Here is a 13313-nt window from a genome sequence, read left to right as displayed (position 1 = left end):
CCTTTTTTCACTGGGACATCCTTCAGCGGGACACCGCGCCAGGGCACTGTGTCATCCACCAGAAATTCCAATGTTTCCGCACGATCCCCTGCGATTCGATGCAGCGCAAGAACACTTCCCTTTTGATTCTGCATAGCGCGAACATATCGCACAACATTATTGCTGCACAGAGCCTTCGGACTGATTACCGTACCAACTCCCATATCTTCAAACATGCGGCTGTACTCTAGCCGGTTGGCCTTTGTAATTACCTTTTTAACACCCGCGGCACTTCCATACATGGAAATTACAATGTTTTCTTCGTCCATGTCCGTCAATGTGACCAATGCGTCCGCACGACGAAGCCCTTCGCTCTCCAAGACCTCCTGTGAGGATCCATCGCCAAGAACCACATCCGCTTTCGGAAGAATTTCGGCCAAATATTGTGCCCGGGATTCGTTCTTTTCGATAATTTTAACATGCACACCGGAACGAAGAAGGCGCTGAGCCAAATAAAAACACAATCGGCTCCCGCCCACCAAAATCGCACGGTTCACATACTGCATACCGATTCCCAAATTTTTCAGCAGTTGGGACAAGTTTGCCGCTCGTGCTGTTACATAAATGTGATCCCCAGCCTGAAGCTGATAATCACCATTGGGGATTTCAACCTGTTCGCCACGGCTCACTGCACACACCAAGACCTTGACCCGTGCAATCTTGTAAAGTTCACTCAAACGAACGCCATTCAGTTTACCGTCCTCAAACACCTTCAGCTCTACGATTTCCACGCGCCCCTTTGCGAAAGTTTCTCTGCGCAAAAAGCTCGGGAACTGAAGCAGCCGAAAAATCTCGTGTGCAGCGGACAACTCAGGATTGATTGTCATAGACAAGCCAAGCTGCTCACGAATATGAAAAAGTTGTTCTTTATACTCCGGATTTCGCACGCGAGCGATTGTGTGCAATGCCGGATTCAACATGCGTCCAGTCAAACAGCACAAAATATTGGTCTCGTCGGCGCTGGTTGCTGCGATCAAAAGGTCCGCTTCTTCCACGCCGGCTTCCCGGAGCGTCTCCATCGCCGCCGCATTGCCCTCCAGCGTCATCACATCGTATTGATCCAGACTGGAATGAAGCACCTGCGGATTGGAATCAATGGTCACCAGATCATGCCCTTCGCGCAGCAGTTGCCTGGTCAATGCCAGTCCAACTTTGCCATCGCCTGCAACAATGATTTTCATAAAATTAACGACACCTCTCGGCACATCTTTTATTGATTTTATCAAAACTGACAAAATACAAACTAAAATAGTAATAGTAACAGTATACCTTTTCTTTGCTAGTCATACAAGAGCAAACATCAATGTTTTTATGCTATTAAAAAAGGAAACAAATTTGCTTTTTAAAAGCCTTCACGTTATAATCGTATCTGTTTCAAATTGCAAAAAAGGAATGAATCGATATGGAACTCATGTTGGAAGCTGCCGTGCTGCATGTTCTGGATCCAAATGCAGATTTTCCCATCTTGTCGCAGACTCTTCTCGAGAACGAGGATGCGCTTCATTATTTGGGTGGTCTTGCGGCAAAGGCTTGGAACAACGAAGAGGCAAAGGCATGTTCCTTTACCGACGATGCTCCCCTTCTCGCCCACTTAGATCATCTGGATCAAACATTTTTAGCTGTTACCACGGATTTGGCGGAAAGCTGGTTTGATATCGTACGGCAAAACCCTTCCATTCCCGCGGCGGATGCAGCGTTTTTACTACTGAATATCGATGGGACCGACTATTTTGTCGGCATGAAATTGAACTACAAAACAGGCTACGCCCACTTTTTTGATTTGGATACTGGAAGCGCGAGTACTGGTATTTCTCGGCAAGACTATCTGCTTCCAAGCGCATCCGGAAAGGCTGACGAAGTATTTTTTGTAGACCTATCCACACATCAGGTACGTGTACTAGAAAAAAAGTATGAAATCGACGGGCATAAGCAGGCCTATCTTTCCCAGCGCCTTCTCTCTGTAAGACCAGGTATGTCTCCCAAAGAGAAATTATCGGCAATTCGTGATATTGCAGTGGAGGTCAACCAGCAATTTTATGGAAGCACGGGGGTGGACGAGGCGGAATTGGCGGCGGCTGTCTGCGAAGAATTCCGCGAATTCCGCAGTGCTTCCAGCCAACCAGGTGCTCCTGCGCAGCCTGCGCCGGTAGCAGACTTATGCGAAAAACTCTATGGGAACCTCCCACATGCGCGCGAAGCCTTTGAACAGGCTCTTGCAGAAAAAGAAATTCAGATGGATGAACCCATTCCCATGCCTGCAGCGGCGGTACGGCGCATGGAAAAGCAGTCTTTGCGGAGTGCCGGCGGGGTAGAAATCAAGGTTCCTGTCAGTGTTTACCGGGATGAAAATGCCATTGAATTTATCAAAAATCCCGACGGAACCACCAGTGTTCTCATCAAAAACATTCTTATTTAAAATTTTGCTCCGCCTTTTGGCGGAGTTTTTATTTTTTGCAAATTTTCGCGCTTACACTGGTCTCTCGAATTGTGCTATAATAATTTTATAAGTTTGGTTGTTCATTAGGGCAGTATGACCTGCCTTCCAGAAAAGGAGTTACCATGTTTCAAGAAAACGATCTGATCTATTACGGAAATACCGGCGTATGCCGTGTGGTAGAAGTGGGGTATCCTCCTAGCAAAGCCCCGGGAAAGGCGGGACAGCTCTATTATAAGCTGGATCCACTTTATGAAACCGGCATGATTTATGTTCCCGTAGATACCCCTGTTTTTATGCGTCCCATCATCACACGAGAACAAGCACAAACGTTTTTATCAACCCTTTCGGATGTAAAGGAAGATGAATTCACCAGCCAGCGCCGTGCTGAAATGATGGATCACTATCGTTCTCTGTTGCACGCCCACAGTTGCGAAAGTCTTGCACAATTGATCAAAACGCTTGGAAATAAGGCCCATCGATTTTCTGTTCTCGGACGCCATTTGAGTGCCGCCGAACAAGAATATAAAAAACGCGCAGAAAACCTATTATACGGAGAGCTCGCCGTCGCGCTTGGACTGTCCACCCCGGAAGATGCAGCCGCACTTGCGGGACCCGCTCTTTGTAATTTTTGAAGCAGGGATCTCCCTGCTTTTTATTATGTCGAAAATTCTTTAGCGCAAAACATCATTTTCCAAAGGACAAAAACAGCTACCACAAACTCCGTTATAGGCATAGCCCACCACAAGGCGCTTGCTCCCCACAATATTGGGAGAATTTGAATCAGACATCCACTCACCAGAGCGCCTCTTCCGGTTGAAACCACAAAAGCAATGTTGGGTTTCATAATTGCCTGAAAGTAGTAAGTCGAAAACACATTTAGAGGGAGCAACAAAAACGAAACGCCGTAGCATCGAATAATGCTTGGTGCGATTTTTAAAACACCCGATGTAGGCGTCATAAAAATGTGTACAAATCCAATCGGGAATATAAACGCCGCCGCGGTCCATAGAATTCCGAAAACGACCGCAGTCCCGATGGCATATCGAAATGTTTTTCGAATGAGTGTCCACTTTTTGGCTCCAAAACTAAACGACAAAATGGGTTGTGCAGCTTGCCCTACACTGTAACCACAACATTGCACAATGGTACTGATATTTACAATAATTCCGTAAACTGCCAAAGCATCTGTTCCTGCATATTTCATAATTTGCCGATTGAAAAGCATTGTTAAAATGCCCATAGCCACATCCGAAAAAAATGTCGAAAAACCCGCCACCGAAATTTTTCCAATCGTCTTTCGCATTTCCGAGACTTTGACCATCCGTAATGTATTGTGCCTAGAAAAGAAGTGTGTCAACATAACTGTAAATGTAATAGCGGCACCTAATGCAGTTGCCAAACCTGCTCCCCACACGCCTTTATCCCATGCGAAAACAAATAGATAATCGCCTACAACGTTAAAAATACCACCTGAAAGAACGGCCGCAGTGGCTAGCCCCGGTGCACCATCATTGCGCAAGAATGCAGCCAACATTTGATTTCCCAAGAACAAAGGTACCACTATTTTTATTGGCTCTAAATATTCTTGTGCCAGCACAAGAAGCTGCTCATCCGCTCCAAACCATACAAGCATCGGACGTTCAAAACACACAACCGCTATCCAGCAAAAAACTGCTAAGGCCACTGTTCCCCATACGGCGGCCGAAAAAAACTCGTTTTCCCTTTTATCGCCACGACCGCGAGCCGTTCCAAACAGGACCGATCCGCCGATTCCCATCAACAGCCCCAAACTATACATCAGATTCCAAACAGGTGCCACAACCGCAAGTGCCGCTGTTCCATCTGGGCCTTGATACTGGCCTACCATCGCCATATCTACTAAGCCATAAATTGAGCTGATCATAGCGCTTCCGAACGCAGCCGACAGATACCGAAAATAAACTTTTTTCACCGTTTTCGAACTCAGTTCCATATTTCTCTCCTCAGCTTTCAAATGTTCGCATGGGCAATAAAAAAGCCGGATAAGATAGCGGGCATCTCAGCCCGTCACCTTATCCGGCTTGTCATTTCTAGCGAACAACTTGCCCTCCGCGTGAACAGCACTTATTATAAAGCATTGCGTCGCAATGTGCAAGTATCAATTTGATATTACTTTTTGGCGACCGATTCCATCTCAGAGTCCAGCTTACGTCCTGCTGTTTCCTGCGTTGTGAGAGCCACAAACAACAGGGATACCGCCAAACAGATTGCTCCGCCGCCAATGCAAAGAGGCTTTAAGGGAATAAACGCTACCAAAGCAGCATAAACCGCCGTAAAGGCAAGCGTTCCTACCAGCACTACGATTCCAAATACCGCCTGAACGGAAGCGCGCAAAACGGTGGGAGCTACCTCAACCGTCATCAAAGAAATTGTGTTACTGGAAGTCCAGTAGCTACCAATTGCTGCTCCAAGCAGAAGGCCTACCAACACCGGCGACATTCCGTTCTCCGCACCCAGAATATAGCCAATCAGAGCAACCACTGCAATTACACCAAAGAGAATCGTTGCAAATTTTCTTCCTTTTTTATCGCTGATAAATCCGCTTACAAAGAGCAAAATTGCCCAGGAGATCGGATAGAAGAACAGAGCTGTGGTCACCTGCTGTGTAGTCATACCGCCTGCTACCATGATCGACTCATAATAACCGGTAAAGGGCATCATTGCGCCCATGAACAAAACGCTGGCAATCAACTGCATTCTAAGTTGCCGATGTTGGAAAGAAAGTTTGAATGCCTGCCGAAGATTTCCAGACTTTTTCGGTGCCTGTTTAGTCTGCGACCCACTCAGCTCATTCTCCAACTTTTCAATACGTCTTTCCATGAACACCTTGGTTTCGCGTGAAAAAACCATGGCCAAAACCGCCAGCCCAATGCCGGCGATGGCAGGGACCAGATAAACCATACGCCAATTGCCCGTGTCCACATTCATAAACATACCACGGACCACTGCAATCAATACAATACCCAAAGTTCCAAGACTCTTTGTCACCGAATAGAAAATGCCGCGTTTGTTATCCGGTGCCACCTCCATGATGTACATAACTTGGAAATCGGTTGCCGTAAAAAAGCCAATAATCGTACGTCCTAAAAAGTACATAGCAGCATTTTCGCTCACCGCGCAAATCAACATACCAACGCCCATTCCAAGAGCGCTGAGCACAAAGAAAATTCTGCGTCCATAACGATCCGCAAGCGATTTATAGAAAGTGGCCGCAAGTGCTGCTACCATGCTGAGCAGGGATACCAGGGAAAGCATAGACAAACCTGCAGCATAATCCATGTGCATGTTCTGCACAAACAATTCGTTGATGACCGATGATTGTATCGCGCCGGACGAACTACTGGCATATTCGTCCAGCAAATGAACCAAGGCCACCATAATGACTAGCATTACGCCATACCCGCGATAGGGCGGCCGTTCCAGTTCCCGTTTCCATTTTCCCAGTTCGCGTTGTCTTTTCGCTGTCGTATCCTTCATCTTGATTCCTTCCTCTCTTTTTTATTCAACGGACAACGTCAGTGTACAAGATTCCAAACCGCTTGCGCTGGCACGAACGACGACCGTTCCTACCTGGTTTTCTTTGGATTGTACAAGCGCCATCAGCATACCCGAAAAAGCGCGTCGGCCAGTTGCTTTATCTCGCTCTCTTGAGCCTGGATCGCCATTGCCCAGCCCCAACAACTTTCCGCCTTCACTTACTTCGAACGTTACATAGTTTTCCGCGTTTGGAACAAGAACTCCCTGTTGGTCACACACCTTAGCCGTTATAAAAGCCACATCTTTTCCGTCGGCGCACAAGCACAATCGATCGGCGGAAAGTTCTATTTTGGCTGGTACACCTGCAGTTTCGCGCACATCCTCTGTCAGTTGTTTTCCGTCTTTGTATCCTACCGCTTTGAGAACTCCCGGCTGATAAGGAATCTGATACTCTATCCAATCCCCTTCTAGCCGTTTTTTGCCTTGAGATACACCGTTTAGTATCAATTCGACCTCTTCACAATTCGTATAAATGCGAATGTTTTTCAACTGTCCGACCTCAGGCCAGTTCCAATGAGGCATAATATGAACAAGCGGAGTTGGATCAAACAATGCTTTATAATAATAGTAATCATCCTTGGCAAAACCACAGGTATCCATCACTCCAAAATTGGAAGACACTTGATATTCCCGCAGGGGAGTAGTTTCACCGCGATAATCAAATCCAGTCCATATAAAGAAACCCCCTGTACGTGGATTTTCTTTATAAAAGTGCCAAGTCTGCCATGGGCGCGCCGTACCGCCCGCCATGGGACCGCCTTCCCCGCCCATCATGACGTAACGTGTACCAAAACTAGAACAATGTCCTCTTGTTTTATTGTCCTCATAAATTCCACGTGTGGTAAACCAGGACGTATTCTCCGTGTTCAAAAACTTCATCTGAGGATATTCCTTGGCCGGGCCGAAGTATTTATCAGAGCCAAACAATGATTCCGCATAGTTTAATCCCAATATATCAAACAAACGCAGTCCATATTCCGCCGAATCCTGAGGATCCAAAAAAGCTTCTGCCGAGACAAATGGACGGGTTGGGTCTAACCGACGTGCCATCGCAAGCATTCTGTGCACAATTCTCTTGGCCTGATAACTTCCTGCAAACATTTCCTCGTTGGAAAGGCTCCAGGCAAATACACTGGGATGATTGCGGGCACTTTTAATCAATTCTTCCAAATCTTCCATACGGTGCTTCGTCACTTCAATAATTCGGTTTTCATCCAACACAAGCATTCCCTGACGATCGCACTCGTCCAAAAGTTCCAACGTCGCCGGATTGTGAGCCGAACGATAAGCGTTCAGGCCCATTTCCTTGAGCCGTCTTATTTTATAAGCCTGTACGGCATCCGGAAGTGCAGCTCCAACTCCTGCAAAGTCCTGGTGAACGCATGCGCCGTACAATGGGGTGAGCACGCCGTTTATTTTTAACCCTTCTGTGGTGTACGACAAACTACGAATTCCAAATGTAGTTTTATAATGGTCCGTGGGAACGCCATCTACCAAAATCTCCGTCTGTGCAGTATAGAGATCGGGAGTCTGGCAGCTCCAGGGATGTACATTGGCTATGTGGATCTCCTTGCAGAATGTTGCCTTTCCATAGGGCTCCACTTCACCTGGAATACGAATTTCCCCTACTCCTCTGCCACTCGGGTCTAAAATTTCCACATCCACTTGACAATGTTGCATTTGCTCTGTTTCATTGCACACTGTCACTTGTGCATTGAGAACTCCATCTGTGCCTTTCAGTTCAGACTGAATATAAACGCCCCACCGGTCTATATGGACCGGTTCGTATTTTGTCAGCCAGGTGTGACGATAAATGCCGCCGCCTTCATACCACCATCCTTCATCACCTGTCGTAGTATCACACCGAACCAAAAGGACATTGTCGCCTTCCTCTTCACCGTACTTGGTTAGTTCCGTCACATCAAACTGAAATCCGGTGTATCCGGAGTAATGGTCACCCAAAAAACAGCCGTTGTACCAGAAAGACGCAGCGCGCATTACGCCATCAAATTCCAAAACAATTCGTTTTCCCTCGTCCTCTTTGGGAATTTCAAAGGTTCTTCGATAGTAGCAGATTCCATTGGGAATAAATCCTTGTGCCCAGGAATTATCATCGTAACCCATTTCCAGACGGAAATCGTGAGGCAAATCTACGTCCTTCCATCCGTCCAGTGTCCGGGCGCTAAGAGGAAGTTGGGCCATCAAAGCTGTCGAAACATCAATTTTGCTTTCCGCATTGTCTGCCACAGGAAGTACATTTCGTAAATATTCCATCGCATGGCGCGCACCCGCGAAAGGCTCACCTTTCTCTTGTCCGACCACATTAGTCAAGCCACCAATGATTCCGCTTTTTTTACACGTTTTAGGGAAAGGTCCGATCTCTCCGATTCGGTATTTCCAGCCTTTATCCAGACATTCTTTGCTCCTCATCCAATCAACCACCTTTCGAACAAACCATTTCTTGTTATTAAGTATACAAAAAATGGGCGGCGGTCACAGTGTCACACACGGGAAAACCGCCGCCCGACAGTGTCATGGACAGACCCTTCATCGATTTTCTCTCCGATATTCCATCGGGGTCATTCCATATTTTTTCTGAAACAGGCGATAAAAAAATGTTCTGTTTTCAAACCCTAAGCGGGTCATAATTTCCGTTATGCTTTGTTCTCCTTCCTTGATCATTTCCGCAGCCTTTTTTAAACGAAGCATTTGGCTATATTCTGAGATGCTCATTCCGGAATGTTTTTTGACAACACGATTGATATAATCGCTGCTGTAATTCATTTTCTGTGCCAAAGCCGCTCTGGTCACTCGATCCGGATTCTGCTCTATCCAATCTGTAACCTTGTTAAAAAGCAATGCTTCTGCGCTGTTGCCAAGCATGACCTGAGCCATCCGATAAAGTGACTCATCCTGTAGACAAGCAAACAGCCGTTCCAGCAGTCCTTTTAAAATATGCATATGCCCTGGCTGCCTAAGCAAAAATTCCTGCGCCATAGACTCCAGCAACTTTGTTGCGCCCGTCAATCCTTTTTCGCATCCATCCACAGGCGTAAAATCCAAATAATCGCGATGATATTGGGCCTTCTCCTCAAGGTTGCTGGCTAAAAAGTGTTGCAAAAGCGAATGTTCAATTTCGCCTGCGCGCCATCCGCCTACCAATTCTCTCGCATATTCTTTTGAAAGGCACAAATATACAACAATGTAATCTGTGCCCACTACTTCAAAATGGCGGGTACTTCGATTCATCAAACAGGCATGACCTTTTTCATAAAAATAGCAGCCATTTTCAATGCGCTGTTCTACGGCCCCATCCAATACATACATCAGTTCAAAAAAATCATGTTGATGCATCTGAATGCCCCAATTCTCATCGGCACCTGGAAATGCATCCTCCGGCATAGGAGAAGAGTGCACGTTTTCGCTTCGCTCCAACGAAAAATGCTCCGGACCAGAAATCGAAGTGAACACAATCGACTTTTTATCACGAAAACGTCCCCCCGCCATAATATTCATACAAAACGGAACGTTCAGACTTCGCATATTACACATATTTTCTACCGAATGAACCGCTTTGGGATCATATCCGGCCGAACTTGAAAAACAAGCTTGCTCCATCGTAAGCTCCTGTTTTTCCTGTGATGGAAAAAAAGGGAACAAAAACATTCCGTCATCACCTCTTGTATACAGTTTTATTGATTATATCATTTTTTCTAATCATTCGCTTTAAATTCCATCTAACTTTACAAAAATCGATTCTTTTATACCTATACAACCACCAAACAACAAAAACGGCGCTCTTTTTAAAGAACGCCGTTTTTTTCGCTTTGTTTTCTCTCCAATTGTTTTTGCAGCGGACCACGCTCAATCAATTGTGCATCTAAGGTCACGCATGCCGGCGCCTTTTCCCCTTGCAAAACACTTAGCAAAGTCTGAACTGTAAGCGCGCACTGTTGCTTCATTCGATTGTCCACACTGGACAACTCGGGTGTAGCGCATCGGCTGAGAATCGTATTGTTAAACCCAACAGCAGGCACATCCCGTCGACCGGCCTCTCCCAGCGCTTTTACCGCGCCAATTGCCAGCGAGTCGTCCGCCGTCAGAATCGCATCGAACTCTACCTGGCCAATCATATCACGCACCGTATCCAATGTTTTATAAAAAGAGCTCAACTCGTCCTGCACCTGCACCACAAGAGGCTCTGCCTGTGAATATTTACGCATGCCTTCCTTGTAACCAGCCAATTTCATTTCGCCGCTATAGGTTTCTGAGTCGTACAAATACAAAACTCTCTGATACCCGGCCTCAGTAAATTTTTTAACCACTTGCTCTGCCGCACTTTTTTCATCGCACAAAGTGCAATAAATATTGGGGCCTTCAACCTTTCCGTTCAAAACAAATACCGGAACATGCTTTGCGGCATAAACAAAATCTTCCTGTTCCTGCCGGGAACAGTTACATCCAATCAAAATCGCAGCATCCACTTGCCGATTGATCAGGGACACAAAGTATGGACGTTTGGAATCATCGTTGCTGACTGTGCTGATAAGCAAAATTTCAAATCCGTTTGCCCGTAACAACTTACTTAGTTCCGCTACCGGATATGCATGGTTGGGGTCAGAAATAACCGGACATATAATTCCAATTGTACGACTTTTTTTCGTATTTAAATTGTGTGCAAAGGCATTCGGAATATATCCTTCTCTTGCAATGACTTCCTCCACTTTCTTTCTGGAGGCCTCACTCACGCGACCGGAGTGATTGAGCACACGGGAAACCGTCGCCGTAGAGACGCCCGCCAAACACGCAATATCATATATATTCATTTTCAGACGCCTCTTTCCGCCGTCTGCGTCGAGACGGAACCATTAAAGTTTCAATAAAATTGTAACCGATTACAAACTCAATGTCAAACAAAAATGCCAAAAAATCTTTTAAAAGCCATTTGATTCAAGGCAAATCGCACAATTTTCAATAAAATTGAATCATATAAAAGATTTTTTTATAAATAAATTGACATTTGCGCTTTGACGTGGCATAATCAAAGCAGCAAATGATTGAAACCGGTTACATTCATCATTTCCGCATTCTAAAATCTAAGTGGAGGTCATGAAAAAATGGAAAAGTTCTACATTGTTCGCAACGAAGAAATCGCTAAAGATTACAACGAGGCTGGCTATGCATGCACCGAACTGCTTGCAGGTACTTACGATGGCGGCATCCGCAACTTTAAATGCTTCTTGAAAGCAGGCTGCGAAGTTGCTCCGGAAATGTACGCTGACAAAACTGTGTTGTTCTTCTTTGGCAAGGGCAAAGGATATGTGACGGATTGCGAATCGGCTTACAACATCACCGAGCTGTCTTTCTACGCACCCAACTTTGACAAATGTGCTTATAAAATCCATGCTGTAGATGATATGGAATATATTATGAGCATCGTTGATCTGAACGAGTGGGACAAAAAGATCATTGCCGAGAACCATACTTATCTCCCCTTCTTCCGCAAACACAGCGATTGCCCCCGCTATGTCCAGGATTGCAAAGGTCCCAACACTGAGGCTCGCAGCGTTCTGTCCTGCAAACAATTGGGCCGCATCATGGTAGGCACCACCCGTGCAATCGGCGAAGGCACGACCGAAGAAGGACATCCCGCCGTACATCAGTGGAACTACTGCGTAGGCAATTCTGATTTCCATATGTCTGTAGATCACTGTGAACCCGTTGCTCATAAGGCTGGCGAGTGGAGCTTCATTCCTGCTGGACCGGACCATGACCTGGTTGCTGATCCCGGCAAAGAAGTGTTCTATGTATGGTATGAACATTTTGCACGTGAAAAAGATTTTGACGTCAAGGTATTGCCCGGTCAGAAACTTCCGGAATAATGTCAATAAGGAGACATTCTTATGGAATTCTATGTTGCACGCAACGAAGATTTGAAATGGGAATACGATGAATCCGGTTTTGCCCGTACCGAATTGCTTCCCGGTACGCATGACGGAAGCATTCGCAATTATAAATGTTTTCTGAAAGCTGGCTGCAGCGTTTCTCCTGAATTGTATGCTGACAAACTGGTTTTGCTGTTCTTCGGCAAAGGAACCGGCTATGTTGCAGACGGAAAAGGCGCCAACGCCATTGAAGAGCTGTGCTTCTATTCTCCTGAATTTGATAAAAACCCGTATAAGGTACAGGCTTTTACCGATATGGAATTTGTTATGTCCATTGTCGAAATGAGTGAAGACGACTGGGCCGATTATGCTGCCAGCCATGCTCGCTTGCCCTTCTTCCGCACGCTGAGCAAATGCGTAAAGTATGATCAGGACTGCAAAGGACCTAACACGACTTCCTGGCATGTGCTCAACGGCAAACAACTGGGTCATATTATGGTCGGTGTTGTGCGCGCTATCGGTGAAGGAACTGTCGAAAAAGGCCATCCCGCTGTTCACCAATGGAACTATTGTGTGGGCGACGCAGATTTTGAAATGACGGTAGACGGAGTTACTGTACCTCACAAATCTGGCGAGTGGAGCTTCATTCCCGCTGGTGCGGATCACAGCTTGGTAGCCAAACCCGGCAAAGAAGTATTCTATGTATGGTTTGAGCAATTTACTCGCAAAGGCCGTGACTTTATTTTGAAACCGGATCCCACAAAGCAGCTTCCCAAACCGGGTCCCGCTAAGTTCTATGTTGCCCGTGAGAGCGACATGAAAAAGGAATTTAACGAAAATGGCTTTGCTATGTGTGAGTTGCTGCCCGGCACCTACGATGGCGGCATTCGCAACTACAAATGCTGGCTGAAAGCCGGTCATTGCGTAGATCCCAAACTTTATGCAGACGAAACCGTCATTTTAATGTTTGGCAAGGGCAAAGGCTATGTCTCTTCTTCCAAGAATCTATTCAATATTACTGAGCCCGCTTTCTATGCTCCGAACTTTGACAAAGAGCCTTATACTGTTCACGCCGTGGACGATATGGAATTTATTTTGAGTGTTGTTGAGCGCAACGAAAGCGATAAGGCTTTGTATGATTCTTGCCATGTACGTCTGCCGTTCTTCACGCAGTACAGTGACGCATGCATCTATGACCAGGATTGCAAAGGACCTCACACCACTTCCTGGAGCATTCTCGGACCGAAACAATTGGGCCGCATTATGCTGGGTGTTGTGCGCGCTGTGGGCGAAGGCACTACGGAAAAAGGTCATCCCCACGTAGAACAATGGAACTACTGCTTGGGCGATGCGGACTTTACGCTTCAGGTAGACAA

10 protein-coding genes are annotated in these 13313 nt (G+C 46.2%); 4 read left to right on the top strand and 6 right to left on the bottom strand.

What is annotated here, in order from left to right; genetic code table 11:
- A partial coding sequence (gene trkA / locus AB5H98_RS09875) for a Trk system potassium transporter TrkA (protein ID WP_367925744.1) occupies window positions 1-1220 on the bottom strand: 1220 nt, incomplete at its 3' end.
- A gap of 221 nt (window positions 1221-1441) precedes the next feature.
- On the opposite strand from trkA, the gene AB5H98_RS09870 reads away from it, so the two are divergent.
- Together AB5H98_RS09870 and AB5H98_RS09865 are read left to right on the top strand one after the other, a co-directional pair.
- The gene (locus tag AB5H98_RS09870; RefSeq protein WP_367925743.1) at window positions 1442-2455 is read left to right on the top strand and encodes a nucleoid-associated protein; all 1014 of its coding nucleotides are present in this window, start codon (window positions 1442-1444) and stop codon (window positions 2453-2455) included.
- A gap of 143 nt (window positions 2456-2598) precedes the next feature.
- A complete protein-coding gene (locus tag AB5H98_RS09865; protein ID WP_367925742.1) occupies window positions 2599-3108 on the top strand; it encodes a CarD family transcriptional regulator in 510 nt (169 codons plus the stop codon).
- A 23-nt stretch (window positions 3109-3131) separates the two neighbouring features.
- Here the strand turns inward: AB5H98_RS09865 and AB5H98_RS09860 are convergent, their stop codons facing one another.
- From AB5H98_RS09860 to AB5H98_RS09840, 5 genes are all read right to left on the bottom strand, one after another.
- Window positions 3132-4448 carry an MATE family efflux transporter gene (locus tag AB5H98_RS09860; protein ID WP_367925741.1) on the bottom strand — a complete coding sequence of 439 codons (1317 nt, stop codon included), beginning with the start codon at window positions 4446-4448 and terminating at the stop codon, window positions 3132-3134.
- Window positions 4449-4624: 176 nt separating this feature from the next.
- Window positions 4625-5992: an MFS transporter gene (locus AB5H98_RS09855; RefSeq protein ID WP_367925740.1), complete on the bottom strand. Its 1368-nt coding sequence runs from the start codon at window positions 5990-5992 to the stop codon at window positions 4625-4627.
- Window positions 5993-6013: 21 nt separating this feature from the next.
- The gene (locus AB5H98_RS09850) at window positions 6014-8482 is read right to left on the bottom strand and encodes a glycoside hydrolase family 2 TIM barrel-domain containing protein (RefSeq protein WP_367925739.1); all 2469 of its coding nucleotides are present in this window, start codon (window positions 8480-8482) and stop codon (window positions 6014-6016) included.
- Window positions 8483-8599: 117 nt separating this feature from the next.
- Window positions 8600-9670 (bottom strand): AraC family transcriptional regulator, encoded by a 1071-nt coding sequence (locus tag AB5H98_RS09845; RefSeq protein ID WP_367925738.1) that lies wholly within the window; start codon window positions 9668-9670, stop codon window positions 8600-8602.
- Between the two features lie 185 nt (window positions 9671-9855).
- Entirely contained in the window at window positions 9856-10878 is a 1023-nt protein-coding gene (locus tag AB5H98_RS09840) for a LacI family DNA-binding transcriptional regulator (RefSeq protein ID WP_367925737.1), read from the bottom strand.
- A 291-nt stretch (window positions 10879-11169) separates the two neighbouring features.
- Here AB5H98_RS09840 and AB5H98_RS09835 point away from each other — a divergent pair, with 291 nt between their 5' ends.
- Together AB5H98_RS09835 and AB5H98_RS09830 are read left to right on the top strand one after the other, a co-directional pair.
- The gene (locus tag AB5H98_RS09835) at window positions 11170-11934 is read left to right on the top strand and encodes a hypothetical protein (RefSeq protein WP_367925736.1); all 765 of its coding nucleotides are present in this window, start codon (window positions 11170-11172) and stop codon (window positions 11932-11934) included.
- A 21-nt stretch (window positions 11935-11955) separates the two neighbouring features.
- Window positions 11956-13313, top strand: a 1358-nt coding sequence (locus AB5H98_RS09830) for a hypothetical protein (RefSeq protein ID WP_367925735.1), incomplete at its 3' end; no start/stop codon positions are given.

This window comes from uncultured Ruthenibacterium sp. (assembly GCF_963558415.1).
Classification (GTDB): domain Bacteria; phylum Bacillota; class Clostridia; order Oscillospirales; family Ruminococcaceae; genus Ruthenibacterium.
Note: the sequence above shows the minus strand (reverse complement) of the source record. Positions and strands in the feature narration are given on the sequence as shown.

Bases quoted from the DNA above. Each gene is read 5' to 3' on its own strand.
- AB5H98_RS09870 (WP_367925743.1), top strand. From the start codon at position 1,442: ATGGAACTCATGTTGGAAGCTGCCGTGCTGCATGTTCTGGATCCAAAT.
- AB5H98_RS09865 (WP_367925742.1), top strand. From the start codon at position 2,599: ATGTTTCAAGAAAACGATCTGATCTATTACGGAAATACCGGCGTATGC.
- AB5H98_RS09860 (WP_367925741.1), bottom strand. From the start codon at position 4,448: ATGGAACTGAGTTCGAAAACGGTGAAAAAAGTTTATTTTCGGTATCTG.
- AB5H98_RS09855 (WP_367925740.1), bottom strand. From the start codon at position 5,992: ATGAAGGATACGACAGCGAAAAGACAACGCGAACTGGGAAAATGGAAA.
- AB5H98_RS09850 (WP_367925739.1), bottom strand. From the start codon at position 8,482: ATGAGGAGCAAAGAATGTCTGGATAAAGGCTGGAAATACCGAATCGGA.
- AB5H98_RS09845 (WP_367925738.1), bottom strand. From the start codon at position 9,670: ATGGAGCAAGCTTGTTTTTCAAGTTCGGCCGGATATGATCCCAAAGCG.
- AB5H98_RS09840 (WP_367925737.1), bottom strand. From the start codon at position 10,878: ATGAATATATATGATATTGCGTGTTTGGCGGGCGTCTCTACGGCGACG.
- AB5H98_RS09835 (WP_367925736.1), top strand. From the start codon at position 11,170: ATGGAAAAGTTCTACATTGTTCGCAACGAAGAAATCGCTAAAGATTAC.